Annotated in this window: 27 protein-coding genes and 1 pseudogene; 16 read left to right on the top strand and 12 right to left on the bottom strand. The window is 67.6% G+C overall.

All coding sequences use genetic code 11. The features are described 5' to 3' along the window. Positions 1 to 4: 4 nt before the first annotated feature. The 5 genes from IT882_RS16880 to IT882_RS04695 form a co-directional block, all read right to left on the bottom strand. Positions 5 to 130 carry a hypothetical protein gene (locus IT882_RS16880; RefSeq protein ID WP_267490541.1) on the bottom strand — a complete coding sequence of 42 codons (126 nt, stop codon included), beginning with the start codon at positions 128 to 130 and terminating at the stop codon, positions 5 to 7. A gap of 3 nt (positions 131 to 133) precedes the next feature. After that, positions 134 to 943: a DUF1206 domain-containing protein gene (locus IT882_RS04680; RefSeq protein WP_229382307.1), complete on the bottom strand. Its 810-nt coding sequence runs from the start codon at positions 941 to 943 to the stop codon at positions 134 to 136. Between the two features lie 111 nt (positions 944 to 1,054). Then, a complete protein-coding gene (locus IT882_RS04685) occupies positions 1,055 to 1,504 on the bottom strand; it encodes a hypothetical protein (RefSeq protein ID WP_195693377.1) in 450 nt (149 codons plus the stop codon). Then, positions 1,501 to 1,887: a hypothetical protein gene (locus IT882_RS04690; RefSeq protein WP_195693378.1), complete on the bottom strand. Its 387-nt coding sequence runs from the start codon at positions 1,885 to 1,887 to the stop codon at positions 1,501 to 1,503. Before IT882_RS04690 ends, IT882_RS04685 begins: the two co-directional genes overlap by 4 nt. After that, on the bottom strand, positions 1,884 to 3,389 hold the full coding sequence (locus tag IT882_RS04695; RefSeq protein ID WP_195693379.1) for an alanine/glycine:cation symporter family protein: 1,506 nt from the start codon (positions 3,387 to 3,389) through the stop codon (positions 1,884 to 1,886). Before IT882_RS04695 ends, IT882_RS04690 begins: the two co-directional genes overlap by 4 nt. A gap of 131 nt (positions 3,390 to 3,520) precedes the next feature. Between IT882_RS04695 and nusA the strand changes: the two genes are divergently transcribed. The 4 genes from nusA to rbfA all read left to right on the top strand — a co-directional run bounded on the left by nusA (position 3,521) and on the right by rbfA (position 8,215). Further along, on the top strand, positions 3,521 to 4,510 hold the full coding sequence (gene nusA / locus IT882_RS04700) for a transcription termination factor NusA (protein ID WP_195693380.1): 990 nt from the start codon (positions 3,521 to 3,523) through the stop codon (positions 4,508 to 4,510). Between the two features lie 45 nt (positions 4,511 to 4,555). Then, on the top strand, positions 4,556 to 4,843 hold the full coding sequence (locus IT882_RS04705; protein ID WP_195693381.1) for a YlxR family protein: 288 nt from the start codon (positions 4,556 to 4,558) through the stop codon (positions 4,841 to 4,843). A gap of 56 nt (positions 4,844 to 4,899) precedes the next feature. Beyond that, positions 4,900 to 7,683, top strand: coding sequence for a translation initiation factor IF-2 (gene infB / locus IT882_RS04710; protein WP_195693382.1), 2,784 nt, complete (start codon positions 4,900 to 4,902; stop codon positions 7,681 to 7,683). A gap of 94 nt (positions 7,684 to 7,777) precedes the next feature. Further along, complete coding sequence (gene rbfA, locus IT882_RS04715; RefSeq protein ID WP_195693383.1) at positions 7,778 to 8,215, top strand: 30S ribosome-binding factor RbfA; 438 nt, start codon at positions 7,778 to 7,780, stop codon at positions 8,213 to 8,215. Between the two features lie 6 nt (positions 8,216 to 8,221). Here the strand turns inward: rbfA and IT882_RS04720 are convergent, their stop codons facing one another. Continuing rightward, entirely contained in the window at positions 8,222 to 8,719 is a 498-nt protein-coding gene (locus tag IT882_RS04720) for a flavodoxin family protein (protein WP_195693384.1), read from the bottom strand. A gap of 11 nt (positions 8,720 to 8,730) precedes the next feature. Further along, on the bottom strand, positions 8,731 to 9,633 hold the full coding sequence (locus IT882_RS04725; protein WP_324253923.1) for an A/G-specific adenine glycosylase: 903 nt from the start codon (positions 9,631 to 9,633) through the stop codon (positions 8,731 to 8,733). A gap of 126 nt (positions 9,634 to 9,759) precedes the next feature. Here IT882_RS04725 and IT882_RS04730 point away from each other — a divergent pair, with 126 nt between their 5' ends. From IT882_RS04730 to IT882_RS04750, 5 genes are all read left to right on the top strand, one after another. Next, positions 9,760 to 10,434, top strand: a complete 675-nt coding sequence (locus tag IT882_RS04730) for a uridine kinase (protein ID WP_195693386.1) — start codon at positions 9,760 to 9,762, stop codon at positions 10,432 to 10,434. Continuing rightward, positions 10,431 to 11,336: a tRNA pseudouridine(55) synthase TruB gene (truB, locus tag IT882_RS04735; RefSeq protein WP_195693387.1), complete on the top strand. Its 906-nt coding sequence runs from the start codon at positions 10,431 to 10,433 to the stop codon at positions 11,334 to 11,336. Before IT882_RS04730 ends, truB begins: the two co-directional genes overlap by 4 nt. Further along, positions 11,333 to 11,701, top strand: coding sequence for a hypothetical protein (locus IT882_RS04740; protein WP_195693388.1), 369 nt, complete (start codon positions 11,333 to 11,335; stop codon positions 11,699 to 11,701). The genes truB and IT882_RS04740 overlap by 4 nt, the downstream gene beginning before the upstream one ends. 89 nt (positions 11,702 to 11,790) lie before the next feature. Beyond that, positions 11,791 to 12,228, top strand: a complete 438-nt coding sequence (locus IT882_RS04745) for a hypothetical protein (protein ID WP_229382308.1) — start codon at positions 11,791 to 11,793, stop codon at positions 12,226 to 12,228. Next, entirely contained in the window at positions 12,225 to 13,202 is a 978-nt protein-coding gene (locus IT882_RS04750; RefSeq protein ID WP_195693390.1) for a bifunctional riboflavin kinase/FAD synthetase, read from the top strand. Before IT882_RS04745 ends, IT882_RS04750 begins: the two co-directional genes overlap by 4 nt. Before the next feature lie 18 nt (positions 13,203 to 13,220). Here the strand turns inward: IT882_RS04750 and deoC are convergent, their stop codons facing one another. Further along, a complete protein-coding gene (deoC, locus tag IT882_RS04755; RefSeq protein WP_195693391.1) occupies positions 13,221 to 13,949 on the bottom strand; it encodes a deoxyribose-phosphate aldolase in 729 nt (242 codons plus the stop codon). 93 nt (positions 13,950 to 14,042) lie between these two features. Between deoC and IT882_RS04760 the strand changes: the two genes are divergently transcribed. The 4 genes from IT882_RS04760 to IT882_RS04775 all read left to right on the top strand — a co-directional run bounded on the left by IT882_RS04760 (position 14,043) and on the right by IT882_RS04775 (position 19,471). Then, a complete protein-coding gene (locus tag IT882_RS04760; protein ID WP_195693392.1) occupies positions 14,043 to 14,663 on the top strand; it encodes a hypothetical protein in 621 nt (206 codons plus the stop codon). Between the two features lie 231 nt (positions 14,664 to 14,894). Beyond that, a complete protein-coding gene (locus IT882_RS04765; RefSeq protein ID WP_195693393.1) occupies positions 14,895 to 17,045 on the top strand; it encodes a DEAD/DEAH box helicase in 2,151 nt (716 codons plus the stop codon). 135 nt (positions 17,046 to 17,180) lie between these two features. Continuing rightward, positions 17,181 to 18,209 carry a 6-phosphofructokinase gene (locus IT882_RS04770; protein ID WP_195693394.1) on the top strand — a complete coding sequence of 343 codons (1,029 nt, stop codon included), beginning with the start codon at positions 17,181 to 17,183 and terminating at the stop codon, positions 18,207 to 18,209. Positions 18,210 to 18,595: 386 nt separating this feature from the next. Further along, on the top strand, positions 18,596 to 19,471 hold the full coding sequence (locus IT882_RS04775) for a DUF559 domain-containing protein (RefSeq protein ID WP_195693395.1): 876 nt from the start codon (positions 18,596 to 18,598) through the stop codon (positions 19,469 to 19,471). A gap of 270 nt (positions 19,472 to 19,741) precedes the next feature. Here the strand turns inward: IT882_RS04775 and IT882_RS04780 are convergent. Beyond that, positions 19,742 to 21,848, bottom strand: a pseudogene (locus IT882_RS04780) (S9 family peptidase). 54 nt (positions 21,849 to 21,902) lie between these two features. On the opposite strand from IT882_RS04780, the gene IT882_RS04785 reads away from it, so the two are divergent. The 3 genes from IT882_RS04785 to IT882_RS04795 all read left to right on the top strand — a co-directional run bounded on the left by IT882_RS04785 (position 21,903) and on the right by IT882_RS04795 (position 24,689). Then, complete coding sequence (locus tag IT882_RS04785) at positions 21,903 to 22,811, top strand: phosphodiesterase (protein ID WP_195693396.1); 909 nt, start codon at positions 21,903 to 21,905, stop codon at positions 22,809 to 22,811. Positions 22,812 to 22,823: 12 nt separating this feature from the next. Beyond that, positions 22,824 to 24,296, top strand: coding sequence for an aspartate ammonia-lyase (locus IT882_RS04790; RefSeq protein ID WP_195693397.1), 1,473 nt, complete (start codon positions 22,824 to 22,826; stop codon positions 24,294 to 24,296). Positions 24,297 to 24,404: 108 nt separating this feature from the next. Then, on the top strand, positions 24,405 to 24,689 hold the full coding sequence (locus tag IT882_RS04795) for a hypothetical protein (protein WP_195693398.1): 285 nt from the start codon (positions 24,405 to 24,407) through the stop codon (positions 24,687 to 24,689). Between the two features lie 24 nt (positions 24,690 to 24,713). On the opposite strand, the gene IT882_RS04800 is transcribed toward IT882_RS04795, so the two are convergent. The 3 genes from IT882_RS04800 to IT882_RS04810 form a co-directional block, all read right to left on the bottom strand. Continuing rightward, positions 24,714 to 25,577, bottom strand: coding sequence for a fumarylacetoacetate hydrolase family protein (locus tag IT882_RS04800; RefSeq protein WP_195693399.1), 864 nt, complete (start codon positions 25,575 to 25,577; stop codon positions 24,714 to 24,716). Positions 25,578 to 25,737: 160 nt separating this feature from the next. Beyond that, complete coding sequence (locus IT882_RS04805) at positions 25,738 to 26,469, bottom strand: cytochrome c biogenesis CcdA family protein (protein ID WP_229382309.1); 732 nt, start codon at positions 26,467 to 26,469, stop codon at positions 25,738 to 25,740. After that, positions 26,466 to 26,972 carry a thioredoxin family protein gene (locus tag IT882_RS04810; RefSeq protein WP_195693400.1) on the bottom strand — a complete coding sequence of 169 codons (507 nt, stop codon included), beginning with the start codon at positions 26,970 to 26,972 and terminating at the stop codon, positions 26,466 to 26,468. Before IT882_RS04810 ends, IT882_RS04805 begins: the two co-directional genes overlap by 4 nt. Between the last annotated feature and the right edge of the window lie 14 nt (positions 26,973 to 26,986).

Consider the following 26,986-nt stretch of genomic DNA (forward strand, 5'->3'; position numbering starts at 1 on the left):
GCTCTCAGTAGCTGATCTTCGCGTGCCGGACGATGTCGTCATCCGGGGTGTCGCGGGTCACGAGTGCCGTGAGCATGCCGGCGGCCTGCTCGATTCGATTCTGTCCGGGTTCCCAGGAGGGGATTGACACTGCTCACAGGTCCGCGTAGCGAACCCGGAAGAAGCAGAAGACGCCGTACGCGGCGAATCCGGCCCCCACGCCCATCACGATCGCCGGGCCGGCCGGAAGATCCAGGAGGGACTGGATCGCCGCATCCAGCCCGCCTGCGGTCTCGGCATCGACGGTCACGGCAGCGATGCCGACGAGGATACCCACGACGCCGAGCGCGAGCCCCTTCGCGACGTACCCGATGACGCCGAGTGCGGTGACCGTCGTGCCGAGCACGCCGGCGGGAAGCGTCATCTTCTTCCGGAAGTCCCGCCTCACTCCGATGACGGCGTATGACACCCCCGCGACGAGAATGCCGAGGCCGACAGCGCCGAGAAGGATGCCGCCGCCGGGGATCGAGAGCACGCCGCGACTGGCCTCTTCGGCGCTGTCGTCGCTTTGGGGCCGCGCGCCGACGGCGATGGATGCCGCGAGACCGGCCAGCGCGAGGTACACGATTGCGCGCCCCCATGCCGAGAGTCTGGCCCGCCACCGGGCGGCGGCATCCGACTCGCGCACGACCACACCGTTGACGAGCTGGTAGGCCCCGAGAGCTGCCAGCAGGGCCGCGACGATCCACACCAGGACCACCCCGAACGGCGCGCCGGCGAGAGCCTCCATGGCGCCGCTCTGGCTCGTCTGCCCGCTCGCGCCGCCGAGGGCCACCGCGACCACGAGTCCGCCGAGGAGGAGATGGACGAGGCCGGTTGCCGCGTACCCGCCGCGGGCGAGCGCCCGAACAGCAGGATTCGACTCCGCCGCGCGGGCGGCATCCTTCACCGTGTCGTGATCCACGCGACGACAGTAGTGGGAGCTATCCGCATCTCAGACCCGCTTGACGCGCCCGCTCGTCAATGCAAGGGGGCGGCGCCGCCCGGCGGGTCGTGTGGCTCCGCTCGCGACCGACTACAGGCCGAACGCGGCCCGCACGTGGTCGCGAATCTCGACGTACTCGGGTCGATCCCAGAAGAAGAGGAGCTTGCGCGCGATCACCGTGTCGCTGTCGGGCTCGGGTTCCAGCACGAACGTCATGAAGCTCTCGGCGAAGTCCTCGACGACATTGGTCGCGGCGTAGTCGCTGACGAAATCGTCCTCGTGATCGAGGTAGAACTCATAGGCGAGGTCAGCGTCCGCGTTGGCCGCATCCGGAGCATCCGACCTGTACGCTGCCCAGAATTCCTGATCGAACGCCCAGAGCGCCGAGTCGGGTTCCGCGCACCCCTCGTCCAACTGAAGCGTGTCGCAACTCCACGCGTCGGGATCGGTTTGGCCCGGCGACAGGCTCAGGATATGGGCGTACTCGTGAATCAGCGTGGACAGGAGCAGGTCTTGGTCCGACGCGTAGGCGAGGTTCACGACGAGCGTCCACTGCTGCGGGTCGTCAGTCTGTGAAACGTACGCGAGGGTGTCGCTGGACTCCGAGTCTCCGACGCGGAAGTCTCGGATGACGCTGCCGGCGACCTCGGGGTCACGATCTTCACGAACATGTCCCAGACCGACTCGGTCGTGTCGTCACCGGCGGGTGTGAGCGACGCATCCGGCTCGACGGCGTACACCTCGACGATGCCGAGGTCCTCATCGTCCTCGGTGTAGACCTGGCCGTCGCCGTCGTCCCCGAAGCCGTCGCTCTGATCGATCGTGCCGATGTCGGGGAAGGCTGTCAGAGAGCAGCCCGATATCGCCACGAGCAGACCGACGAGAACGCTCGAGACGGCGAGGGCTGTCCGGTGATGGGTCACTGCTGCGCTCCGTGGAGGTGATCGCGGTGCTTCTGAGACTGGCGCTTCTTCGTGATGAGATCGAGCGGACCGGTGACGGTGAGTTCGTCCTCCCAGCACTCGATCCCGGTGACACCGGGAAGCAGATCCCGTGTGAAGACCGGATCGCGTCCTTCTCGGCGCTGGCGCGTGTAGTCCCGCAGGAGGCGGAACGCAATGCCCGAGAGCAGCGCAATGGCCACGAGGTTTATCAGGGCCATGAGCCCCATGACACCGTCGGCGAAGCTCCACACCAGGTCGGCGGAGGCCAGCGAGCCCACGAGCACCGCAACGACGACGGCGACGCGATAGGCGGGCAGGATGCCGCGGCGGGTGGTGATGAATTCGATATTGGACTGGCCGTAGTAGTAGTTGCCCAGGATCGAGGAGAAGGCCAGCAGGAAGATGATGATGCTCAGGGCGATGTTCGACCACTCGCCGAGCGTCGAAACCAGGGCGCCCTGCGTGAGCGCGATTCCCCGCGATGCGCCGGCCAGGTCCGGAACCGACACCAGGATGATGAACGCGGTGATCGAGCAGACCAAGAAGGTGTCGAAGTAGACGCCCAGGGACTGCACGAGTCCCTGTTTGACCGGGTGAGTGACGGCGGCGCTGGCGCCCGCGTTGGGAGCCGAGCCCAGACCCGCCTCATTCGAGAACATGCCACGACGCACGCCCGTCAGCACGATGTACCCGAAGGTTGCCCCGACGACTTCGTTGAACCCCCACGCCTGCGTGAAGATCTCCCCGAACACAACCGGGAGCTGCTCGATGTGGATGGCGACCACGGCAAGGCCGAGGAGCAGGTAGGCAAGCGCCATGAGGGGCACGAGAGTCTGGGTGACAGAGGCGATGCGACGGATGCCGCCGAAGACCACGAGTGCCGTCAAAAGCGACACGACCACACCGGTGACCGGACCGACCCATCCGGCATCCGTCCCGAAGCTCGACGAGACGGTGTCGGCGATCGTGTTGGCCTGCAGTGAGGAGAACGCGAAGGGGAAGCAGATCAGCAGGATGACGGCAAAGAGCACGCCCATCCACCTCGCGCGCAGCCCGCGCTGCATGTAGTACGCGGGACCTCCGCGGAAGCCGCCTTCGGCGTCTCGCACCTTGAACAGCTGAGCAAGCGACGATTCGATGAAACTCGAGGAGGCGCCGATCAGCGCCATCAACCACATCCAGAAGACCGCGCCGGGTCCACCCAGGGCGATCGCGGTTCCCACACCGGCAATGTTTCCGACACCGACCCGCGACGCCGCCGAGATCGTGAAGGCCTGGAACGAGGAGACGGACTGGGGGGCGCCGTCACTTCCTCGTGGCGTCTTATCGGTGAGCGTGCGGAACATCTCGGGGAAGAGTCGTATCTGCACGACGCCGGAGCGCACGGTGAAATACAGACCCAGCCCGACGACGATCGGGAGGACCGCCCAGGTCCAGAACAGGTCGCCCCACTCGACGATGAGGGAATTGACGGCATCCACGGGTTCAGTATGTCGGTTTCGGGATGGATTGGGCCACCAACACGGGGCGAGCGCGGGGGCGATCGGGTAACGTGGGATGATTCCGCGCGGCGTGCGATTCGCGACGGGTAGAGCTTAATAGGGAGGTCACGATGGACATCGATCTGACGCTGCTCAGAACGGTCGAGCGCGAGAAGGACATTCCGTTCGACGAACTCGTTCGCATCATCGAGCAGGCGATCTTGACCGCCTACGCCAAGCACACCTCGCCCACCGGTGAGGCACCCGAGGGCGCGCGCGCGCAACTCGACCGCAAGACCGGGCACGTTGCGATCTTCGTTCCGCTCGTCGATGACGAGGGCGCCGTCATCGGCGAGGAGGAGACCACTCCCGAGGACTTCGGTCGCATCGCTGCCTTCGCCGCCAAGCAGGTCATCAGCCAGCGGCTGCGCGACATCGCCGATGACGCTGTCCTGGGGGAGTTCCGCGGCAAAGAGGGCGACATCGTTGCCGGCGTCGTGCAGCAGGGCCCGAACCCGCGGATGGTGCACGTCGACCTCGGCACGGTCGAGGCGATTCTGCCGCCGGAGGAGCAGGTGCCCGGCGAGGACTACGCGCACGGCTCGCGGTTGCGGGTCTACGTGACATCCGTCTCGAAGGGGACGAAAGGTCCGTCGATCACCGTCTCGCGCACGCACCCTGGGCTCGTGCGCAAGCTCTTCGCGCTCGAGGTTCCGGAGATTCCTGCGGGGCTCGTCGAGATCGTCTCGCTCGCCCGCGAGGCGGGCCACCGCAGCAAGATCGCGGTGAAGGCGAACGACCCCTCGATCAACGCCAAGGGGGCGTGCATCGGGGAACTGGGCAGGCGCGTTCGGGCAGTCACCGAGGAGCTCGGTGGCGAGAAGATCGACATCGTCGACTACAGTCCCGACCTCGCAACGTTCGTGGGCAACGCCCTCTCGCCGGCGAAGGTCACCTCGAGTTTCGTTCTCGACGCGAAAACCAAGGCAGTGCGCGCCCTCGTGCCGGACTACCAGCTGTCTCTCGCGATCGGCAAGGAAGGTCAGAACGCGCGTTTGGCGGCAAAGCTCACGGGCGCGAAGATCGACATCCAGCCCGACAGCATCCTCGACGAGTCCTGATCGGGCGCTGCCCCGCGTGGGCTGGCCCGGGAGGGCAGGTGTAGGATGGAAGCCGTACGAACGTGCGTCGGATGTCGCACGCGTTCTGCCCGGTCGGCCCTTCTTCGCGTCGTGGCCACCGATTCCTCACTCGTCTGGGACGAGAGAGCATCGATGCCGGGGCGGGGTGCGTGGGTTCATCCGAAGCAGGAGTGCATCGACGCGGCAGTGAAGCGTCGGGCCTTCGTACGCGCGCTCCGCGCCCAGGGTCCCCTGGATTCGCAAGCGCTCACGAAACGGCTGAACGAGAAACGGCTGAATGGCAATGGACACGAAGTGAACGGCTCGAGATGAGACCCGTCCGCAATTAGCGGTCTGCCCTGTCTGGGTGGACCCCAGACAGGAGAACTGTGGCAAAACCACGCGTGCACGAGATCGCTTCCGAACTCGGCATTGACAGCAAAGTGGCTCTCGCGAAGCTGAAGGAGCTCGGCGAGTTCGTCAAGAGCCCGTCCTCGACGATTGAGCCCCCCGTGGCGCGCAAGCTGCGTGCGGCGTTCGAAGGCCAGTCCGCCGACGCCTCGAAGGGCGCGGCAGCCGGCAGCGCGGCAACTCCGTCGAGCGCCGGTGGGGCACGACCCGCTCCCCGACCGGGTGCGGCATCCAGCCGTTCGACCGCGCGGCCTGCGGCCACTCCGGGGGCTGCGACCCCGGGGCCCCGCCCCGCCCCGCAGCCGGCTGAGAAGACCGAAGCTCCGGCCGCGGCCGAGCCGGCCCCTGCCGCAGCCGAGGCGCCGAGCGCGCCGACCCCGGCAAGCACCTCCGCCGACGGAGGAGCTGGGTCACCGACGCCGCAGGCTCCGCGTCCGGGCGGCGCTCCGCGGCCCGGGAACAACCCGTTCGCCTCGCAGCAGGGCATGGGCCAGCGCCCGGCCGGCCCGCGGCCCGGGAACAACCCGTTCGCCTCGCAGCAGGGCATGGGTCAGCGCCCGACGCCCGCCAACATTCCTCGCCCGCAGGCCCCGCGTCCCGGTTCCCCCGGACGCCCCGGCGGTCCCGGTCGTCCGGGCGGCGCCGGTCGTCCCGGTGGCGGCGGTCGTCCCGGCGCACCGTTCCAGCAGCGTCCCGGCGGTCCCGGCCGTCCCGGCGGCGGTGGCGGCTTCGCACGTCCCGGCGCGCCGGGCGGTGGCGGTGGCTTCCCCGCCCGCCCCGGTGGCGGCGGTCGTGGCCGTGGTCCCGGTGGTGGCACCGCTGGTGCCTTCGGTAAGGGTGGCGGCAAGTCCAAGCAGCGCAAGTCGCGTCGGGCCAAGCGTCAAGAATTCGAGATGAGGGATGCCCCGCAGGTCGGTGGCGTCAACGTCCAGAAGGGCAACGGCGAGATCATCCGTCTGCGCCGCGGCGCCTCGATCTCGGACTTCGCCGACAAGCTCGAGGCGATCCGTGGGTACACGGTGCAGCCTGGCACCCTCGTGACGATCCTCTTCAACCTGGGCGAAATGGCCACCGCGACCGAGTCGCTGGATGAGGCCACCTTCGAAGTCCTCGGTGACGAGCTCGGCTACAAGATCCAGATGGTCTCGCCCGAGGATGAGGACAAGGAGCTGCTCGAAGGCTTCGGTCTGAACCTCGAGCAGGAGCTGGCCGAAGAAGACGACGAGGACCTCGAGATCCGTCCGCCGGTGGTCACCGTCATGGGTCACGTCGACCACGGTAAGACGCGGTTGCTTGACGCCATCCGTCAGACCAACGTCGTCGCCGGTGAGGCTGGTGGCATCACCCAGCACATCGGTGCGTACCAGGTGTGGACCGAACACGAAGACATCGAGCGGGCGATCACCTTCATCGACACCCCGGGTCACGAGGCGTTCACCGCCATGCGTGCCCGTGGTGCGCAGGTGACCGACCTCGCGATCCTCGTGGTCGCCGCCGATGACGGCATCATGCCCCAGACGGTCGAGGCGCTCAACCACGCCCAGGCCGCCGGGGTGCCGATCGTCGTGGCCGTCAACAAGGTCGACAAGCCTGACGCCAACCCGCAGAAGGTCCGCCAGCAGCTGACCGAGTACGGTCTGGTCGCCGAAGAGTACGGCGGGGACGTCATGTTCGTCGACGTCTCGGCCCGTCAGGGGACCGGCATCCAGGACCTCCTGGACGCGGTGCTCCTGACCGCGGACGCCGGACTCGACCTGCGCGCCAACCCGAACAAGGACGCGCGCGGTGTCGCGATCGAAGCCAAGCTCGACAAGGGTCGTGGTTCGGTGGCGACGGTGCTCATCCAGTCCGGAACGCTCCGTGTCGGTGACGCGATCGTCGCCGGTACCGCCTACGGCCGCGTGCGTGCCATGGTCGACGAGAACGGTGATGCGGTCGATGAGGCCGCGCCGTCGCGTCCGGTCCAGGTGCAGGGTCTGAACTCCGTACCCCGCGCCGGTGATGTCTTCATCGTCACCGACGAGGACCGCATGGCCCGTCAGATCGCTGAGAAGCGTGAGGCAGCCGAGCGCAACGCCGCCCTGGCGAAGGCGCGCAAGCGCATCTCGCTCGAGGACTTCACCCGTGCACTCGAAGAGGGCAAGGTCGAGTCGCTCAACCTCATCATCAAGGGCGACGTTTCGGGTGCCGTCGAGGCGCTCGAAGAGTCGCTCCTGAAGATCGAGGTCGACGACTCGGTGCAGCTGCGCATCATCCACCGCGGTGTCGGCGCGGTGACCGAGTCCGACATCAACCTCGCGACGATCGATAACGCGATCGTCATCGGGTTCAACGTCCGCCCCGACCCGAAGGCGCGCGAACGTGCGGCCCGCGAAGGCGTGGACGTCCGGTTCTACTCCGTCATCTACAACGCGATCGACGACGTCGAGCAGTCCCTCACGGGCATGCTCAAGCCGGAGTTCGAAGAGAAGCAGTCGGGTGTGGCCGAGATCCGCGAGGTGTTCCGCTCCTCCAAGTTCGGAAACATCGCCGGTGTGATCGTCCGCAGCGGCACGATCACCCGCAACGCCAAGGCCCGCGTCATCCGCGATGGTGTCGTCGTCGCCGATGGACTCGCCATCGAGTCGCTCCGCCGGTTCAAGGATGACGTCACCGAGGTCCGTACCGATTACGAGTGCGGTATCGGCCTGGGCAAGTTCAACGACATCCAGATCGGTGACGAGATCGAGACCACCGAGCTCGTGGAGAAGCCGCGCGGCTGAGGGTAGTCGCACGCGAGGGTTCAGGATGTCCCGCGGTCGGGACATCCTGAACCTCCGCGGTCCTCGTAGACACGTGAGGAACAGAGGGAGAGAGATGGCTGGCGAACGTCAGGCACGCATGGCAGACCGCATCAAGGTGTTGGTGGCCGAGCGGCTGGAGAAGGGATTGCGCGATCCTCGGATGGGGTTCGTGACGATCACCGATGTCCGGGTGACCGGTGACCTGCAGCACGCGTCAGTCTTCTACACCGTGCTGGGAGGCGAGGAGGAGCGCACCTCCACCGCCGAAGCGCTGCGCGCTGCCACCGGCATGCTGCGCAGTGAGGTCGGTCGCCAGCTCAACGTTCGGCTGACCCCCACGCTGGAGTTCATCCACGACGGGCTGGCCGAGGACGCCGGACACATCGAAGAATTGCTGCGTGAGGCGCGCGAGCGTGACAACGCCGTCGCCGGACTTGCCGCATCTGCCACATACGCCGGCGACGCCGATCCGTACGTCGCGCCTCGGATCCTCGCCGACGACGAGGACTGAGCGCTCTCAGCCGCGCACCTTCGACTGCAAGGAGCGGCCCCAGTGGCGCGCTCGCTCAAGCTCGCCGGCAAGGAGCGGTCCTTGCATATCGGCAACGTAGAAGCTTACTGACGCGACGGGGACAAACCCGTGGGCTCGGCCTTCCTTCGCCGCGGCCCGGCTGGCTGACCCCGGGACCCACCGCTGTTTGGCGTGCGTGTCGAAGGTGGCAAGAGGCATCGGCCCCGCGAGGGTAACGCCCTCAAGCCAGTCTCGAAGCCCCCGGGCGGTGGCTCGAACCGCCCCGCGGGAGACAGCGTCGTGACGGGTCGTGTCGCGCGACATCGAAAACGCGTGGGTCGGTCCGCCGGCCACGACCAGCGCGGCATCCGAGGGCACTGTCGCCCCGGCGCCGTCGACGTCCGTGATCGAGACATCCGACCATTCCGCCAGCCCTTCGGCTGCGGCGCGGGCGATATCGCGGGTGTTGCCGAACATCGACTCGTAAATCACGACAGTCTTCACGAAACTCGAGGCTAGGGCGCCGCGGAGACCTCGACTAGGGACCTTCGCCCCCGGGGAAGACAGGCGATGCCATCCTCGAGTTCGATGAGCCCGTCGGCGATCAGCGAGTCGATGGCGCGATCGCGCTGCATCTGATCCGGCCAATCCGGGGCGAGGGCCTGCGCTGGCAGCGGCGCGGGCGCGGCCTCGCGCAGCCCCCGCAGCACGAGACCGCGGACCTGGCGGTCGCTTCCCTCGTAGGTGGCTTGGCGCGGACGCCGGTCTCCGGTATCCGGGAAACCCGCGGCCCGCCACGCGCATCGTTTCGCGACCGGGCATGCGTCGCACCGGGGCTTGCGCGCGGTGCAGATCGTCGCACCCAGCTCCATCGTGGCGGCGTTGAAGAGCGCGGCATCCGCACGATCCTCGGGAAGAAGAGCTGCCATCGCGTCAAGGTCGCGTCGCGACGGGGCTCCCGGCTGCGACTTCCCGTCGATGATGCGTGCGAGAACCCGGCGGATGTTGGTGTCGACGACAGGATGCCGCTCACCGTAGGCGAACACCGCGACCGCGCGCGCCGTGTAGTCGCCGATGCCCGTCAGCGCGAGCAGGTCATCCACGCGACGGGGAACCACGCCGCCGTGTCGCGCGGTGATCTCTTCGGCTGCCCGGTGCAACCACAGCGCCCGCCGCGGGTACCCGAGATTGGCCCACTGGGACACCGCCTCGGCGGGCGGGTCGGAGGCGAGGGAAGCTGGCGTCGGCCACCGCCGGAGCCACGACTCCCAGTGAGGGATCACGCGATTGACCGGCGTCTGCTGCAGCATGAACTCGCTCACCAGGACCGCCCACGCACCGATGCCGGGTTCGCGCCACGGCAGGTCTCTCGCGTTCTCCCGAAACCACGCGGTGAGGTCGGAAGCGAGCGGATCCACGGCCATCAGCCTATGCCGCTCATCAGGTGCGTCGGTCGTTCAGATCCGGCTCGGGGTCGACGGGAGCGTGCCCGTCCGACCGAACCGGCCGCGGGCAATCGCTCGGGTGCCGAATAGGCTGGGCTCATGCGTCTGCCCGCCACACCGACCGTGACGCTGATGCGCGAGGTGGTCGGCGCGCTTCCCCGTCGGCAGCTCACGGGACGCTCAATCGTCGGCGTCGATGGCGCTGACGGTGCGGGAAAGACGGTCTTCGCCGACACTCTCGCTGCTGTCATGAACGACCTCGGCCACACGGCCATCCGTGCGACCATCGACGGTTTCCATCGGCCGCGGGCAGAGCGCTATGCCCGGGGCCGTCGATCGCCGGAGGGGTTCTATCTCGACTCCTACGACTACGCCACGTTCCGCCGGGTCCTGATCGATCCGTTCCGCGAGGGCGGTCTGACGGGCGCGAGCACCGGCTTCCAGCTTGCCGCGTTCGACCTTGAACGCGACACCCCCGTCGAGACGGAATGGACCACGGCGCCGCTGGATGCTGTTCTCGTCGTCGACGGGATCTTTCTCCACCGACCGGAGCTCATCGACATCTGGGACTGGTCGCTCTGGCTAGATGCCCCGGCGGCGGTGCGCTTTGCTCGGATGGCCGACCGCGACGGCACCGACCCCGACCCGGACGCGTCGTCGAACGAGCGCTACCGCGTCGGCCAGGAGATCTACCTCTCGCGGGTGAATCCGGCCGCGCTCGCCGCCGTGCGCATCGACAACGCCGATCCGGCCAGCCCGAAGGTCATCCCATGAGCGATCCGAGCGGCATCCTGCTCGTCGACAAGCCCGGCGGCATCACCAGCCACGACGTGGTCGCCCGCGCTCGTCGCGCGCTCGGCACGCGCAAAGTCGGCCACGCGGGAACACTCGACCCGATGGCCACCGGCCTTCTCGTGCTGGGTGCGGGCGCCTCGACTCGCCTTCTCACGTTCCTGGTCGGCCTCGACAAGACCTACGAGGCGACGATCCGCCTGGGAGTGTCGACCGGGACCGACGATGCCGAGGGCGAGGTCACGGAGTCGGTGTCGGCCGAGCGGGTGACGGATGCCGACATCCGCGCCGGCATCGAGGCGCTCACCGGCACGATCGACCAGGTCCCCAGTACCGTCTCGGCGATCAAGGTCGATGGGCGGCGCGCGTACGACCGCGTCCGCGCGGGGGAGCAGGTCGAGCTCGCGGCACGCACGGTGACGGTGTCGCGGTTCGAGGTTCGGAACACTCGCCGGGGCACGACGGATGCTCAGGGCGCCCCGCTGCCCGTGATCGACCTGGACGTCTCGGTGGATTGCTCGAGCGGAACATATATCCGTGCGCTCGCCCGAGACCTCGGAACGGCGCTCGGCGTGGGCGGTCACCTCACCGCGCTGCGCCGCACCCGAATCGGACCCTTCCCTGTCGCCGACGCGGCCGGAATCGACGCGATCACACCTGAGGGGCTGCTGTCGCCGTCGGCTGTTGCCACGGCAGTTCTCGGTGCGGTTCCCGTGACGGCCGAGGAGGCGCGCGATCTGCGGCACGGCAAGCGTCTGCTCGGGGCCGCGGACCGCCTCGCATCGGGCACCGCAGCCATCGACCCGGACGGGCGACTGGTCGGCATCCTCGAGCGACGGGGCAACGATCTGAAGAGCGCGATGAATATGGCGGAGGACTCATGATCCTGTGGTTCACCTACGTGCAGGTGGCGGTGGCCGTTCTCGGCGGGCTGCTCTGCGTCATCCTGGGTCTTGCGGGGCGGCGCCCGAGCGACCTCACGGTCGGCGCTCTGGCACTGCTCGAGCTCCTGCTGGTGGCGCAGGTTGTCATCGCGATCGTGGCACCGTTCGCCGGCAACGTGCCCTCGGGCAGTGTTCTCGAGTTCTGGGTGTATCTCGTTTCTGCCGCACTTCTCCCGCCCGCTGCGGTCATCTGGGCACTGCTTGAGCGCAGCCGATGGAGCACGGTGATCATGGGTATCGCCGCGCTATCAGTTGCGGTCATGGTGTGGCGGATGCACGTCATCTGGACGATTCAGATCGCGTGAGGGCCCCGTCGCAGGCTCGCTCCCGCCCCGCACCGGGCGGCGGTGCACGTAGGATGAATGCCGCTATGACTACGCCTTCCCGACCCCGCATGACCGGAATCGGACGGGTACTCGTGATCGTCTACGCGATCATGGCGCTCGCAGCGACAGGCCGCTCGTTCGTGCAGATCGTGCGCGAATTCGATGAGGCACCGGTCGCCTACACGCTGTCGGCACTTGCCGCTGCGGTCTACATCGTTGCAACCCTCGCCCTCGTCTTCGCCGGACGCCGCGGATGGTATCTCGTCGCGTGGATCGCGATCTCGTTCGAACTCGCCGGCGTGCTGATCGTCGGAACGCTCAGCTACCTGGTCCCCGAGATCTTCGGGCATCCGTCGGTGTGGTCGTACTTCGGCGGGCTCGGGCCGGACGGCTACATCGGGTACCTGTTCGTTCCGCTCGTCCTCCCATTCCTGGGGTTGTGGTGGCTGTGGTCGCACCGTCCCGCGCGCGTCGCCGCCGTCGATGAGGTCGCTGTCACGTCATGATCGTCTTTCGAGATCCGGCCGAGGTGCCCCCGGGCTTCGGCCCCAGTGTCGTGGTGATCGGCAAGTTCGACGGGGTCCACTCGGGTCATCGGGCAGTCATCGACCGTGCTCGGGTGGAGGCGGTTTCTCTGGGCGCTGCCGTCGTCGCGGTCACGTTCGACCGCAACCCGCTGGCGCTGCTCGCTCCCGACAAGTGCCCCGAGAGTCTCATCGGGGTCACTCAGAAGGTGCGTCTTCTCGGCGACACAGGTGTGGATGCCGTTCTCGTGCTGCGCTTCGACGAGGACTTCGCATCGCTCTCCGCGGACGACTTCGCCCGAGTGGTGCTCGTGGAGGCGCTGTCCGCGCAGGCCGTGCTGGTCGGCGCCGACTTCCGCTTCGGGCGCGGCGGCGCCGGAACCGTGGAATCGCTCACTGCGTTCGGGCGCAGTCACGGCTTCGAGGTCGACGTCGTTCATGACGTCCGCGCGGCCGACCGCGGCCGACGCGTGTCATCGACGTGGATCAGGGAGCTGCTGAGCTCTGGCGATGTCGCCGATGCTCGCAAGCTGCTCGGACGCGACCATTCGGTGGTCGGCGAGGTCGTCCACGGCCTCAAACGGGGGCGCGAGATCGGGTATCCCACGGCGAATCTCAGCCACGAGCTCGAGGGGTTCGTCCCCGCTGACGGGGTTTACGCCGGATGGCTCATCGATGAAGCGGATGCCAGTGGGTTGCGCCCCGGCATCCGGTACCCGGCGGCGATCAGTATCGGCACGAATCCGACGTTCGATGACGTTGCTTCCCGGCAAGTCGAGGCCTACGTGCTCGACGAGACCGATCTCGACCTCTACGGTCACCACGTCCAGCTGAGGTTCGTCGACCGCATCCGTGGCATGGGAGCGTTCGACGGGATCGACGCGCTCGTCGCGCAGATCGCCGACGATGTCGAGCGCACTCGGGAGATTCTCGGGCGCGATCAGTCCGCGGATTGATCAGTCAGCGGGGACTGATCAGTAGGAGGACTCGTCGACCGCGCCGCTGGCTGCCCCGCCCGCCGCGATCTGGCGGAGTTCTCCGAGGATCGTCGCGCTGCCGCTGGTTCCCAGCCGAGTCGCTCCCGCCTCAAGCATGGCGAGTGCATCCTGAAGGCTCCGCACCCCGCCGGATGCCTTCACCTGTGTCTGAGGGCCGACGGTGCGCCGCATCAGGCTCACCGTCTCGACCGTCGCGCCCCCGCCCGCGAATCCCGTCGAGGTCTTCACGAAATCAGCGCCGGCTTCTTCTGCGAGCCGGGAGCCGCGCTCGATCTGCTCGTCGCTCAGGAGCGACACCTCGAGGATGACCTTGGTGATCGCACCAGCCGCAGCCTCGACGACGGCGCGGATGTCGTCACGGACCACATCGTCGAAGCCCGAGCGCAGGGCGCCGATGTTGATCACCATGTCGAATTCGGTAGCGCCGTCCTGTGCGGCCTGACGGGTCTCCGCAACTTTCGCGGCCGTCGAGGTGGTCCCGTGGGGAAAGCCGATGACGGTGCCGACGGCGACACCAGAGCCGCCCAGAAACTCCGTGGCGTGGGCGATATCCGACGGGCGGACGCACACGCTGAAGACCTTCCAGTCCCGGGCGATCGTGAGCTGCTCGTCAACGTCGTCCCGCGTGAACTCGGGCTTGAGGATCGCGTGGTCGATCGTCGCGGCGAGCTGTGCCTCAGTGATCTGGTCGGTGGTCTCAGTCATACCTTCAGCCTACGCACCGGTCGGCGCGGGGGACAGCGGAGGGGGAGAGGGCCCGGTATCGTCGCTCATGCTGTCGAGTCCAAGGAGAACAGGATGCGTTCGAGAACTCTCGCCGTCGTCGTACTGGCCGCCGGCGCCCTCGTTCTCGCCGGGTGCGATGCGTTGCCGACTCAGAGCCCGGAGCCCACGGCATCCGCATCGTCAGCTGCGCCTGTCCCCAGCGGAAGCTCGACTGCCGCACCGTCGCCGACCGCGGATGCCGGATTCACGGTGCCGGACTCCTGTGAGCAGTTGTACTCGCCCGGGATGCTCGACGAACTGAACCGCACCAACCCGCCGCTGAACGACCCCGGCATCACGATCTACGCGACCGAGAACGTCGAGGCTCTGGAGATCCTCTCCTCCGGGATTCCGACGCTGCGCTGTTCGTGGGGTGTCGCAGGGGAGCCGGGGCTCGTGACCAGCGTCTCTGTCGTTTCTGCCGACCAGTCCGCGGCCCTTCGTGATGCCTTCTCGAGCTCGGGAATGGCGTGTGAGGCGCTCGGCAGCGGCACGGTGTGTCGCATCGAGCAGCAGACGATCGATCGCAACGACAACATCGTGTCGATCGGTGAGACGCACTATCTGCAGGGGAGCGGATGGGTCGCCACCCACTGGGTGGACTTCGCGCCCGACGGCTATACCGAAGACATCGTCGCCACACTCTGGTCGTAGGAGCGCCGGACTCGTCATCCGGATGCCGTGAACGGCCGGTCGCGATGGCGCGGCGCGCACTCGCGCTAGACTAGAGGCGACGCAGCGTCACACTGCACATCTCGCAGAAGCGAGTGCCCGTGCTGTCGTGAGCCGCAGGCGTCGATGTTCAAGTGAGATTGCGTCTGTCCCAGACGCTCATCCGACGCCATGACGGCGGCGGTCACAGATGTACGAACGCTCAGGAGGAGCATGCCGGCTACGGCAACCGCCGCTCAGCGGCGCAAGAAGTCCTCGTCCGCGCGCCGCGACGACGAGGCCCCCATCATCCCGATCCTCGCGCGCAAGGTGCGCGAGGTCGAAGCCAAGGCTCAGCGTGGCAAGCTCGGGCCCACCAATCGCGTGAAGTTCCAGGTGATCGCGTTTCTCGTGCGCGAGGAACGCGCCCGCGTCAAGGCTGATTCTTCGGTTACGGATGCCGTTCGCGCCGAGCTGCTCAAGCGGCTCGATGGTGTGGCGACGATCCTTGCCAAGACGGCTGCGCGGGATACGTCCCTGATCCAGCTGCTCGAGGTCGACCAGGCAACGTCCCCGGTGGCTCGCCGCATGCGCCGCGACTGGTTGCTGGAATCGGGCGCCGAGCTCGCGCCGGACGAACTGATCATCACCGATACGCCGGTTCCCGCGCAGCAGGTCGTGCCTGCCGCGCTCGCCGAGCGTCAGGTCATTCCCGCCTCGATCGAGGCTCGACAGATGGCGCATCCGTTCCTCGAGCCCGATCTCACCGTCCGTGCACCGCGGGATACTCCGCGGCGTCGCCTGGACGGGTGGGAACTCATGGGTCCCCTCTACAAGGCCTTCGAGACCGGAGCCGGCGGTTCCGCAGCCTCGATGGACCTTCCTCCGGTCCCCGAATTCGACCGTCTCTCGCCGCGCGGACTCGAGATCATGCCGCACCAGTCGCGTTTTCTCGAGTCGGTGCGCGAGGGACATCGCACGTTCCTCTTGGCTGACGAGCCGGGACTGGGCAAGACGGCGCAGTCGGCGCTCGCGGCATCCGTCGCCGGCGCCTATCCGCTGCTGGCTGTCGTCCCCAACGTCGTCAAGATGAACTGGGCTCGTGAGGTGGAGCGATGGACGCCGCAGCGGCGCGCGACCGTCATCTCGGGCGACGGTGAAGATCTGGATGCCTTCGCCGACGTCTTCATCGTCAACTACGAGATCCTCGACCGGCATCTGTCGTGGCTCGGATCGATCGGGCTGAAGGGCATGGTCGTTGATGAGGCCCACTTCATCAAGAACCTCACGTCGCAGCGCTCCCAGAACGTCCTCGCGCTCGCGAGCCGCATCAAGGAGCAGGTCCACAACCCGCTCCTGCTGGCGCTGACCGGTACGCCTCTGATCAACGATGTCGAGGACTTCGATGCGATCTGGCGTTTCCTCGGCTGGACCACCGGCGACAAGCCCGGCGCGAAGCTGATGGCCAAGCTCGATGAGACCGGGCTCACCCCGGCCGACAAGGCGTTCTATCCCGAAGCGCGATCCGCCGTCATCTCGATGGGGATCGTGCGACGCAAGAAGAAGGATGTCGCGGCCGACCTGCCCGACAAGCTCATCGCTGACCTGCCGGTCGAGCTCGACGACGAATACGGGCGGTCGATCCGGCAGGCCGAGCGCGAACTCGGCGCGCGCCTGGCCGCGAAGTACCGGCGCATCATCGATGCGCGCGGCGATCGTGGCCTCGCCCCCGGCGAGATCGACGGAGACATCGTCCGGCTCGTGGCCGAGGGTGAGCTCGAAGAGTCGAAGGCTGCCGGTTCCGGCAGTGAGAACGTCTTCACGATGGTTCGGCGTATCGGTCAGGCCAAGGCCACCGTCGCCGCCGACTATGCTGCCCAGCTGCAGCGGTCGGTCGGCAAGGTCGTCTTCTTCGCCAAGCACATCGATGTCATGGATGCCGCCGAACGCCACTTCGCGCAGGCGGGCCTTCGGACCGTGTCGATCCGCGGCGAGCAGACCACGGCGGCGCGTCAGCAGGCGATCGATGCGTTCAACGAGGATGCCGATGTCGCGATCGCGGTGTGTTCGCTCACCGCCGCCGGTGTCGGTCTGAACCTGCAGGCTGCCTCGAACGTCGTCCTCGCCGAACTCAGCTGGACGGCCGCGGAGCAGACGCAGGCGATCGACCGCGTGCACCGGATCGGGCAGGACGAGCCGGTCACGGCGTGGCGGATCATCGCCGCGCACACGATCGACACGAAGATCGCCGAGCTGATCGATACCAAGCAGGGGCTCGCACTGCGCGCCCTTGACGGTGAGGCAGTCGATCCGGGCTCGAGCGACTCCGTGCAGCTCGCGGCGCTCATGCACCTGCTCCGGCAGGCGCTGGGCGACGTCGACTGAGTGTCGCGCACGCGCCTTTTCGCGCACGTCGAGTAATCACGGCGGCGGGGGGATGGATGCTGCGCGGTACGAACGCTAGTGTCGGTGGAGGCAACGTCGCCACCTTGCAACCGGATACTCCTACAGGGACGGCACATGAGAATCGGCATCCTCACCAGCGGCGGCGATTGCCCCGGCCTGAACGCGGTCATTCGCGGCGTGGTCCTCAAGGGCACAACGGCGTACGGGCTCGACTTCGTCGGCATCCGTGACGGATGGCGCGGCGTGGTCGATGGGGACTTCTTTCCGCTTTCGCGTCACGACGTGAAGGGCCTGTCGAAGGTCGGCGGCACGATCCTCGGAACCAGCCGCACCAACCCGTACGAAGGGCCGCGCGGCGGCGCCGAGAACATCGCTCGGACGCTCGAGGATGCCGGAATCGACGGCATCCTGGCTATCGGTGGCGAGGGCACACTCGCCGCTGCCGACCGCCTCTGGAAGGACGGGATCAACGTTCTCGGCGTTCCCAAGACGATCGACAACGACCTGCGCGCCACGGACTACTCGTTCGGCTTCGACACGGCCGTCAACATCGCCACCGACGCGATGGACCGGCTGCGTACGACCGGCGACTCGCACCAGCGATGCATGGTCGCCGAAGTCATGGGCCGGCATGTCGGTTGGATCGCCCTGCACGCGGGAGTCGCTGCTGGCGCTCACGTCATCTGCATCCCCGAGGTGCCCATGTCGATCGACGAGATCTGCCGGCAGGTCACGAGCGCTCACGATCGCGGCCGCGCGCCGTTGGTCGTCGTCTCGGAGGGCTTCACGATCACGGGCATGGATGAGGCGCACAGCCACAAGGGCCTGGACGCGTTCAACCGCCCCCGCCTGGGCGGTATCGGTGAGCTCATCGCGCCCGAGATCGAGCGCATCACCGGCATCGAGACCCGCGCGACCGTGCTCGGCCACATCCAGCGCGGCGGATCGCCCTCCGCGTTCGACCGTGTTCTGGCCACCCGCCTGGGCCTGCACGCCGCCGATGCTCTCGTCGATGGCGCGTGGGGTCAGATGGTCGCGATGCGCGGAACCGACATCGTCCGCGTCCAGTTCGATGAAGCGCTCGGCGAACTCAACACGGTCCCGCTCTACCGCTACGAGGAAGCCGCAGCTCTCTTCGGCTGACCCGGCGTCGGGCGGCATCCGGTTCGCGGCATCCTCGTGCGCAGCCGAGTCCGCCCGCGCGCGAAACTAGGACTTCTTCGGAGCGTAGGACGTTTCCGGGGCCTATCGTCCTACGTCGGTGATTTCACCGACGCCGATGAGGCACCCTGCCCGAGGCCGAGTCTTGCTGTCCCGCCCGCCGTGTGGCGAGCCTTCGACTTCCGGACGTCGGAGTTCTTCGGGCGGTAGGACGGTGCCGAGCCTTAGCGTCAGACGGTGGTGATTGTTCCTACCGGGGTACCCGCGAAGCGGGTGGGACGCTCCTCCCCGGCCCGCGCGCGAAACGCGTCATCCACGGCTCTGCGGATCGGCGAGTCCGCGGCCCCGCCGCGCGGAAGAGTCAGTGGATGCGGAGTGTGGATGACCTGGTCAGATGGATCGACGGATGCGGCGGTGCCGCGCACACGCGATCGGTCGCCGCGGCGGGTTTCACTGTGCACGTCGTTCGCACCGCGGTCGCGCTCGGTGTCATCGAGCGCGTTCGACGGAGCTGGCTCGTGCTGCCGGCCTGCGATCCGGCGCGGCGCGCTGCGGCTACAGCTGGCGGACGCCTCACGTGCCTGAGTGCGGCGTCGGCGCTCGGGCTATGGACTCCGCTCCACGACGAGGTTCACGTCGCGGTGGCGCGAACGGCGTCCCGCGTCCGTGCTCCCAGGGTGCGGCTGCATTGGGGTGGCGGTCCTGCGCCGACCTCGGCGCTCCAGACTGACGAGCCTCTCATCAACGTGCTGTTTCACGTGGCGCGGTGCGTGCCGCTCGCGGATGCCGCAGCGGTTTGGGAGTCGGCGCTGCGCGGTGGTCACACTGATCGGCGCGTACTGGAACGCGTCCAGTGGGGGAGCGAGCGGGCCCGGCGGCTCGCATCCGTAGCATCGCTGCTGTCGGACTCGGGGATTGAAACCCACTTCACCCATCTCATGCACAGCATCGGCGTGACGGTCGTGCAGCAGGTCTGGGTCGACGGGCACCCGCTGGACTGCCTCATCGGCGAGCGGCTCGTCGTTCAGCTCGACGGATTCGCTCATCACCAGGCATCCGATCGCCGCCGGGATCTTCGGGCTGACGCTCGACTCGCCCTGCGCGGCTTCACTGTTCTGCGGTTCGACTACCACCAGATCCTGTTCGATCCCGCGTACGTGACGGAGACCATCACGGATGCCATGGCTCAGGGTCTGCACCGGCAGACCGCCGTTTCACGGAGGTCGGCACTCTTCCGGAGGTAGGTCGTGGTGGCGTTGAGTGGTCCTACGTCCGCGATTTTGCCTACCGGCGTGATCCTGAGTGGTGTGCTTGCGTCGCGTGCTTGCGTTGCTGTGGCGCCTTGCGAAGGTAGGTGTTCTTCTGGAGGTAGGTCGGTTCTGCGGTGATTCTTCCTACGCCCGCGATATTGCCTACGCCCGTGAGGCGCCGCGCCCGTGGGGCGCCGGGCCCGTGAGGCGCCGTGCCCGTGAGGCGCCGTATCCGGTATGCGGGGCGGGGCGGGGCGAGGAGGATCAGGCGTCGGCGACACCGAGGACGTCGAAGATCCAGGCCAGCTCGTAGGCGCGCTCGCGCCAGGAGTTGTAGCGCCCGCTGACACCGCCGTGCCCGGCCGACATCTCGCACTTCAGGAGCGCATCGGCGCCGACCTCGCGCAACCGCGCAACCCACTTCGCCGGTTCCACGTACATCACGCGGGTGTCGTTGAGTGAGGTGACGGCGAGGATCCGGGGTAGCGGATGCCTGCCCGCACGTTCTCGTAGGGCGTGTAGCCCTTCATGTACGCATAGACATCCGGATCCTCGAGGGGATTGCCCCACTCGTCCCACTCGATCACCGTCAGCGGCAGGGAGGGGTCGAGGATGGTCGTCAGGGCATCCACGAAGGGAACGACGGCCAGGATGCCTGCGAACAGCTCCGGGGCGATGTTGGTGACTGCCCCCATGAGCAGGCCGCCGGCGCTGCCGCCCTCGGCAACGAGATGCTCGGCATCCGTGTACTTCGTCTCGACGAGGTGGTGCGCTGCAGCGACGAAGTCGGTGAACGTATTGCGCTTGCTCTGCAGCTTGCCGTCCTCGTACCAGCTGCGTCCCATCTCGCCGCCACCGCGCACGTGGGCGACCGCGAAGACCACACCCCGGTCCAGCGCCGAGAGCCGCGCGATCGAGAAGGCGGGATCGATGGAGTGCTCGTAGGACCCGTAGCCGTAGAGGTGCAGGGGGCGGGGTTTCTCGCCCGGCTCTCCGAACGAGCGCCGCCAGACGAGCGAGACGGGGATCCGGGTGCCGTCGTCGGCGAGAGCCCATACGCGCCGCTGCCCGTAGTCCGCGGGGTCGTAGCCGCCGAGCACGGGCTGCTGCTTGCGGATGCGTCGCTCGTCGGTCGCGACCACGAGGTCGACCACGGTGGTCGGCGTCACGAACGACCCGAAGGCGAGCCGGATCATCGGGGGCGCCCATTCGGGGTTGCCCGCCGTGCCGACGTCGTAGAGTTCCTCGTCGAAGACGATCTCGGTCGGCGTCGCCGCCTCGTAGTCGAACGTCGCGAGCCGGGAGAGCCCGTCACGGCGGTAGGCCAGCACCGCCCAGTCGCGGAACGTCGACATCCCGAGCAGGCGCTGCCCCGGCCGGTGCTCCAGCACGACCTCACGCGCTCCCTGCGGGTCATCGGCCTGCACCCGGACGAGTTCGAAGTCGAGCGCGTTGTCGTTGTGGACGATGTAGAGCACATCCTCGCCGCCGACGACCGCGTGGGAGCTGGAGTACTCGACGCCCTCTCGTCGCGGCCACACGACGCGCGGCTGTCCCGACAGGTCATCGGCATCCAGGAGCCACTCTTCGGAGGTGATCGAGGAGCCGAGTTCGATGACGAGGTATCGGTCGCTGCGCGTGAACCCCGCGCCGACCCAATAGCGGTCGTCGGGCTCGTGGAAGAGGGTTCGGTCATCGGATGCCGCCGTGCCGACCTCGTGGAGCCACACGGTGTCGGGCCGCCAGGCGTCGTCGACGGTCGTGTAGACGATGTGGCGGCCGTCGGGGAGAAGGTCGCTCCCGAGAACGTGTCGGGGATCTCGTCCGGGAGCAGCTCGCCGGTCTCGAGGTCGCGAACGCGGATGGTGTAGCGCTCGTCACCGACGGTGTCGACGGCGTACAGCAGCCGCGCCCCGTCGGTGGAGACCTCGAAGCTGCCGAGCGCGAAGAACTCGTGTCCGGCGGCTTCGCGGTTGGCATCGAGGAGGACCTGCTCGCCCGGCACCGCGTGGTCGGGGGAGAGGGCCGGCGGGTCCCAGTCGTCGGGAGTGGTCAGCGGCGCGCGGCAGTGGATGCCGTACTGCTGTCCTTCGACCGACCGCGAGTAGTACCACCACTGGCCGCGGCGCACCGGCACCGACAGGTCGGTTTCGAGGGTGCGGGAGCGGATCTCCTCGAAGATCTGCTCGCGAAGCGACGCGAGGTGGGCGGTGCGCGCATCGGTGAAGGCGTTCTCGGCCTCCAGGTGGGCTCGGACGTCTGCGTCGTCCTTCGCGCGAAGCCACTCGTAGGCATCCTCGACGTCATCGCCGTGATGAGAGCGGATGAGGGGACGACGGGCGGCACGCGGTGCTTCGGGGACGGATGTCACCCGACCCACGCTAGCCGAGCGGGGCGCGTCGGCGGCGAGACGTATGCTGGCGGCATGGCCTCGGCTTCTGTGCGGTTCGGTCAGTATCCGCCCGCGCTTCGGACGATCGTGCACCTGAGCGACACGCACTTCCTCGACGGGGGCAGGCCGCTCGGCGGACGATTTGATACCACGGCGAACCTCAGCCGGACTCTGCAGAAGGTGCGTGACCTGGGCATCCGTCCCGATGCGATCGTTGTGACCGGCGACCTCACCGATGAGGGGGAGCCCGGGGCCTACCGCGACCTGCGCGCCGTGCTCGAGCCGGTTGCCCGCGATCTTGCCGCACCGCTTGTCTGGGTGGCAGGAAACCACGATGAGCGCCCCGCGCTTCGCGAACACCTGATGGATGCCGAACCGACGCAGGAGCCGGTGACAGGCGTCTGGGATCTCGATGGCCTGCGACTCATCGCGATCGACACGTCGGTGCCGGGCTGGCATCACGGTGACCTCGACGAGGGCCAGCTCCGCTGGCTCGAGGAACACCTCGCGACGCCCGCGCCGCTGGGAACGCTCTTGGCGATGCACCATCCGCCGATCCCGTCGCACCTGCCATTCTTCGACATTCTCGAGCTGCGCGACCAGCAGCGCCTCGCCGATGCGATCGCCGGGACTGACGTGCGCGGCATTCTGGCCGGTCACCTGCACTACTCGACAAATGCCACCTTCGCCGGCATCCCCGTGTCGGTGTCGGCGGCCACCTGTTACACCATGGATCTCGCCCGGCCTCCGCAGCAGGTCAATGGAATGGATGCCGGGCAGTCCTTCCATCTCGTGCACGTGTACGAAACGACGATCACGCACGCCGTCGTGCCGGTCGTCGACGCCGACACCGGCGACTACTTCTCCGAGGAGTGGGTCGAACGGATGGCGGCACTCACCCCCCACGAGCGCCTCGAGGCGTTCTCTCGCAAGCGCTCATGAACGGCAGGAACAATGACGCACCACACAGCCGCTCCGGCGCGCATCGAGACTGATTCCCTGGGGTCGATGCAGATCCCCGCAGACGCGTACTGGGGCATTCACACCGCCCGCGCGTTGGAGAATTTCCCGATCTCGCGGCGCCCGATCTCGGTCTATGCCGACCTCGTCCGCGCCCTCGCGATGGTCAAGCAGGCCGCGGCGCGGGCCAATGCCGAGATCGGCGTGCTCGATGCCGAGCGGGCGGCGCTCATCGACCGCGCATCCCAGCTCGTCATCGACGGTCAGTTCCACGATCAGTTCGTGGTTGGTGTCGTGCAGGGCGGGGCGGGCACGTCGACCAACATGAACGCGAATGAGGTCATCACCAACATCGCGCTCGAGCTTGCCGGCCGGCCCCGCGGCGACTACACCTATCTCTCGCCGATCGATCACACCAACCGCAGTCAGTCCACCAACGACGTCTATCCGACGGCGATCAAGGTCGGCTTGAGTCTTGATCTGCAGACGCTCCTGGAGGAGCTCGACCTGCTGCGTCAGTCGTTCCTGCACAAGGCGACGGAGTTCCACGATGTCCTGAAGGTCGGCCGCACCCAGCTGCAGGATGCGGTTCCCATGACCCTCGGGCAGGAGTTCCACGGCTTTGCCACGACCCTGGGGCAGGACTACCAGCGACTGACCGAGAACGCGCACCTGCTGTTCGAGGTGAACCTCGGGGCGACGGCGATCGGCACCGGCATCACCGCGCATCCTGATTATGCGGACGCGGTTCTGCGCCACCTCCGCGAGATCACGGGGCTGGACCTCGAGACGGCGTCCGACCTCGTGGAGTCCACGAGTGACACGGGGGCGTTCATGTCGTTCTCGGCATCCCTCAAGCGCAACGCGATCAAGCTCTCGAAGATCTCCAATGACCTGCGGCTGCTCTCGTCGGGCCCGCAGGCGGGTCTGGGGGAGATATCCCTCCCCGCGCGCCAGGCAGGATCGAGCATCATGCCCGGCAAGGTGAATCCGGTCATCCCCGAGGTCGTGAATCAGGTAGCCTTCGCTGTCGCCGGTGCGGACCTGACCGTGACGATGGCGGTCGAGGGCGGCCAGCTGCAGCTGAATGCCTTCGAGCCGATCATCGCTCACTCGATCTTCCAGTCGATCACCTGGATGCGCAGAGCCATGCGCACCCTGCGCGTGAACTGTGTGGACGGCATTACGGCCAATCGCGAGCGACTCGCGGCGTCGGTGGGAGCGTCAGTGGGCGTCGTGACGGCGCTGACCCCCTTCATCGGCTACGCGGCAGCGGCTGCTCTTGCGAAGTCAGCCCTTGTGTCGGGCCGCAATATCGCCGAACTCGTGGTCGAGGCAGGACTCATGTCTCGGGCCGAGGTCGACAAGCAGTTGTCACCGGCCCGGCTGTCGGGGCTGGAGGCCGTCACCGCGGCGATGCCGATCGTCGGGCTCGAGAACGCTCCCACCGGAGATACTGACCTGTAGGGCTCCGCCGGGCCCGTTGCGGTAGCTGGGAATATGCCGCTAGATTGCGGCGAGGTCGCTCAATGACGCGCGGCCGCCCTCACCCGCAATGGACGCAAGGAGTCGCCCATGTCCGATTCACCCGCCTACCAGCCTGCCCCGCAGGCGCCCGCCGGAGCGCCGGCTGTCGTGCCGGGCAAGACGCTCGGTATCGTCGCTCTGATCCTCGCCTTCTTCTTCCAGCTGCTCGCCCTGATCCTCGGGATCGTCGCGCTGAACCAGAGCAAGGGAACGGGCTACAGCAACGCTCCCGCGAAGTGGGCGATCTGGTTGAGCATCATCTTCATGGTGCTGGGGATCATCATCGCGATCGTCGTCTTGTCGACGGCGTCGTTCGTCGTCTACTCGAACTGACGATCACGAGAACGCACTGCCGGATCAGTCGATGATCCGGCAGTGCGTTTTCAGTTCTCCAATGCCTTCGACACCGACGGTCACCGTCGACCGGTCTCGGAGGAAGACCTGCGGGTCCCGCGAGTAGCCGGCGCCCCCCGGGCTACCGGTGGAAATCAGCGTCCCCGGCAGGAGGGTCACGGATGCCGACAGGTGCGCAATGAGGGTTGCGACCGGTCGCACCATCTGGTTCGTCGACGCATCCTGCAGCGTGTGTCCGTCCAGGACCGTCCAGATGTGCAGGTTCTGCGGGTCGGGGATCTCATCAGCGGTCACGATGACCGGGCCGACGGGAGTGAAGCCGTCGAAGGACTTGCACCGTGACCATTGCGCCTCGGCGAACTGGATGTCGCGCGCGGTGATGTCGTTGACGACGGTGTAGCCCCAGACGTGATCGAGGGCCGACTCGGGTGTGACATCCTTCGCGGGTTCGCCGATGATGACTCCGAGTTCGGCCTCATAGTCCACCGCTTCGCTGAGCGTGCGCGGCCAGCTGGTCGTTCCGTCATGACCGGCGAGCGAATTCGGCCAGAGCACGAACACCGTCGGTGCCGTGTCGGTCTTCAGCCCGAGTTCGCTCGAGTGCGCCGCGTAGTTCAGGCCGACGGCCAGAATCACGGGCGGCTGCGGCACGGCAGGTCCGTACGTGGCGCCCTCCAGAGGGAGGCGGGGAGCAGGGGATGCGGCGGCGCGCACGCGATCGAGCAGCTCGCTGCCGCCCTCGATGAGCTCGTTGAGGGTGGTTGGCGCGCCGTCGAAGAGCTGTGACACGACGGCGGCGCCGTCGTTATCGATGGTCACGAGCTGCATCGTTGCTGACCCGGGGAGGGAGACGTGAGCGAAGCGCATTCACCCACGCTAGCGTCGTCGGACGTCGATGAGCTGCCCAGACACAGACTCAGCGCCCGGTGCCGCGGCGATGCCTGCGAGTCGAATCCGGGCGCTGAGTGGATCTGATATCAGCTTCTCGCCGCCGCGGCGCCTTGTCAAGGGCCCCCGGTCATGAGTATCAACGGCCGATGTCGGACCCGATCTCCCACGGCGCGATCGGCGAGTAGGTGAGGATCCACGCCTCGATGTCTTGCATGAGGCCGGTGGCGATCAGGATGCCGATGACGATGAACAGGATGCCCAGCCCCCGCCGGAACCACCCGTGCGGGTCGGCTGCCCAGCGCATCCGGCGGAGGGCGCGCTGTCCGGCCAGGGCGATCACGAGCAATACGGCCATGAGCCCCACGACGTAGGCGCCCAGCAGCGCGAGCCCCCGCGCGGGTTCGGCGGGCAGGACGGTGACGATCACGTAGGCGAACAGCGGGCTGCACGAGGTGAAGACCGGGCCGAGCGCGGCGCCGGTGAGGATCGCGCCGAGTGTGCCGCCGCGACGGTGGGCGGCATCCAGGTTCCGGGCGGAAGCTCCGGTCAGTCCCGTGCGCTGGGAGATGCTGTCCCACGCGCCGGGAAAGACCGAGAACACGCCGAGGACGATCAGCAGGATGCCGCTGACGACCTGCCAGACCTGGGTGGGGATGTCGATGAGCGCCGTGGTCGCCCGCAGAAGCAACGTGAAGACCGTGACGCTCGCTCCCAAGGACAGCGTGATGATGATCGCCCGTCGCGTCGCATCCCGGTTCGATGCGCCCTGGAGCGAGCCGCCGACGATGATCGGCAGAAGCGTCAGCGAGCAGGGTGCGAGGGTCGTCAGCGCCCCCGCCAACAGTGCCCCGGCGAGGGCGGTGATCATCCCTCGATCGCCTGCGCCTTGATGTCATCCCCGGTGACCGACCCGGTCCACTTCGCCAGTTGTGCGCTGTCCTCGTCGACCTGCACGAACGTGTGCTGCTGGGTGATGCCGTATTCGCGCTTGAGGTCGGTGGCGGTGTCGTAGTCGATCTTCACGACGGTGAGCCCGTCGGGGACGCCGGCCGTCGTGAGCGAATCCTCTGTCGCGCGGCAACTCGGGCACCAGTCGGCATGGAAGAAGTAGACCACCGTCGTGCCAGCACGGTCGGCCATCTGGTTCTGGTACTCGTCGAGTGTGAGGTACGCGCCCGCCGCCATGGCGTCCGCGGACATATCGTCCATCGGCTCGCTGGTGGCCATGTCGTCGGTCGCACCACCGGTCATGACGTCGGCGGGGGTCGATGCGGGAGTGGCGGCAGCATCGGTGGCGGGGGTGGCGCACGCGGTCAGGCCGAGACCCGCGATCAGGACCAGGGCTGCTGCGGTGGCAGGTGAACGGCGCATGGGGACTCCTGTTT

Source organism: Microbacterium schleiferi (assembly GCF_015565955.1).
GTDB classification, from domain to species: domain Bacteria; phylum Actinomycetota; class Actinomycetes; order Actinomycetales; family Microbacteriaceae; genus Microbacterium; species Microbacterium schleiferi_A.

What these genes read in the sequence shown, in the direction of transcription:
- rbfA (WP_195693383.1), top strand. Translation starts at nt 7,778, where the DNA reads ATGGCTGGCGAACGTCAGGCACGCATGGCAGACCGCATCAAGGTGTTG.
- IT882_RS04800 (WP_195693399.1), bottom strand. Translation starts at nt 25,577, where the DNA reads ATGCGCTTCGCTCACGTCTCCCTCCCCGGGTCAGCAACGATGCAGCTC.
- IT882_RS04805 (WP_229382309.1), bottom strand. Translation starts at nt 26,469, where the DNA reads ATGATCACCGCCCTCGCCGGGGCACTGTTGGCGGGGGCGCTGACGACC.
- IT882_RS04770 (WP_195693394.1), top strand. Translation starts at nt 17,181, where the DNA reads ATGAGAATCGGCATCCTCACCAGCGGCGGCGATTGCCCCGGCCTGAAC.
- deoC (WP_195693391.1), bottom strand. Translation starts at nt 13,949, where the DNA reads ATGACTGAGACCACCGACCAGATCACTGAGGCACAGCTCGCCGCGACG.
- IT882_RS04730 (WP_195693386.1), top strand. Translation starts at nt 9,760, where the DNA reads ATGCGTCTGCCCGCCACACCGACCGTGACGCTGATGCGCGAGGTGGTC.
- IT882_RS04740 (WP_195693388.1), top strand. Translation starts at nt 11,333, where the DNA reads ATGATCCTGTGGTTCACCTACGTGCAGGTGGCGGTGGCCGTTCTCGGC.
- IT882_RS04810 (WP_195693400.1), bottom strand. Translation starts at nt 26,972, where the DNA reads ATGCGCCGTTCACCTGCCACCGCAGCAGCCCTGGTCCTGATCGCGGGT.
- IT882_RS04760 (WP_195693392.1), top strand. Translation starts at nt 14,043, where the DNA reads ATGCGTTCGAGAACTCTCGCCGTCGTCGTACTGGCCGCCGGCGCCCTC.
- IT882_RS04795 (WP_195693398.1), top strand. Translation starts at nt 24,405, where the DNA reads ATGTCCGATTCACCCGCCTACCAGCCTGCCCCGCAGGCGCCCGCCGGA.
- truB (WP_195693387.1), top strand. Translation starts at nt 10,431, where the DNA reads ATGAGCGATCCGAGCGGCATCCTGCTCGTCGACAAGCCCGGCGGCATC.
- nusA (WP_195693380.1), top strand. Translation starts at nt 3,521, where the DNA reads ATGGACATCGATCTGACGCTGCTCAGAACGGTCGAGCGCGAGAAGGAC.
- IT882_RS04775 (WP_195693395.1), top strand. Translation starts at nt 18,596, where the DNA reads ATGCGGAGTGTGGATGACCTGGTCAGATGGATCGACGGATGCGGCGGT.
- IT882_RS04790 (WP_195693397.1), top strand. Translation starts at nt 22,824, where the DNA reads ATGACGCACCACACAGCCGCTCCGGCGCGCATCGAGACTGATTCCCTG.
- IT882_RS04765 (WP_195693393.1), top strand. Translation starts at nt 14,895, where the DNA reads ATGCCGGCTACGGCAACCGCCGCTCAGCGGCGCAAGAAGTCCTCGTCC.
- IT882_RS04785 (WP_195693396.1), top strand. Translation starts at nt 21,903, where the DNA reads ATGGCCTCGGCTTCTGTGCGGTTCGGTCAGTATCCGCCCGCGCTTCGG.
- IT882_RS04750 (WP_195693390.1), top strand. Translation starts at nt 12,225, where the DNA reads ATGATCGTCTTTCGAGATCCGGCCGAGGTGCCCCCGGGCTTCGGCCCC.
- IT882_RS04745 (WP_229382308.1), top strand. Translation starts at nt 11,791, where the DNA reads ATGACCGGAATCGGACGGGTACTCGTGATCGTCTACGCGATCATGGCG.
- IT882_RS04705 (WP_195693381.1), top strand. Translation starts at nt 4,556, where the DNA reads ATGGAAGCCGTACGAACGTGCGTCGGATGTCGCACGCGTTCTGCCCGG.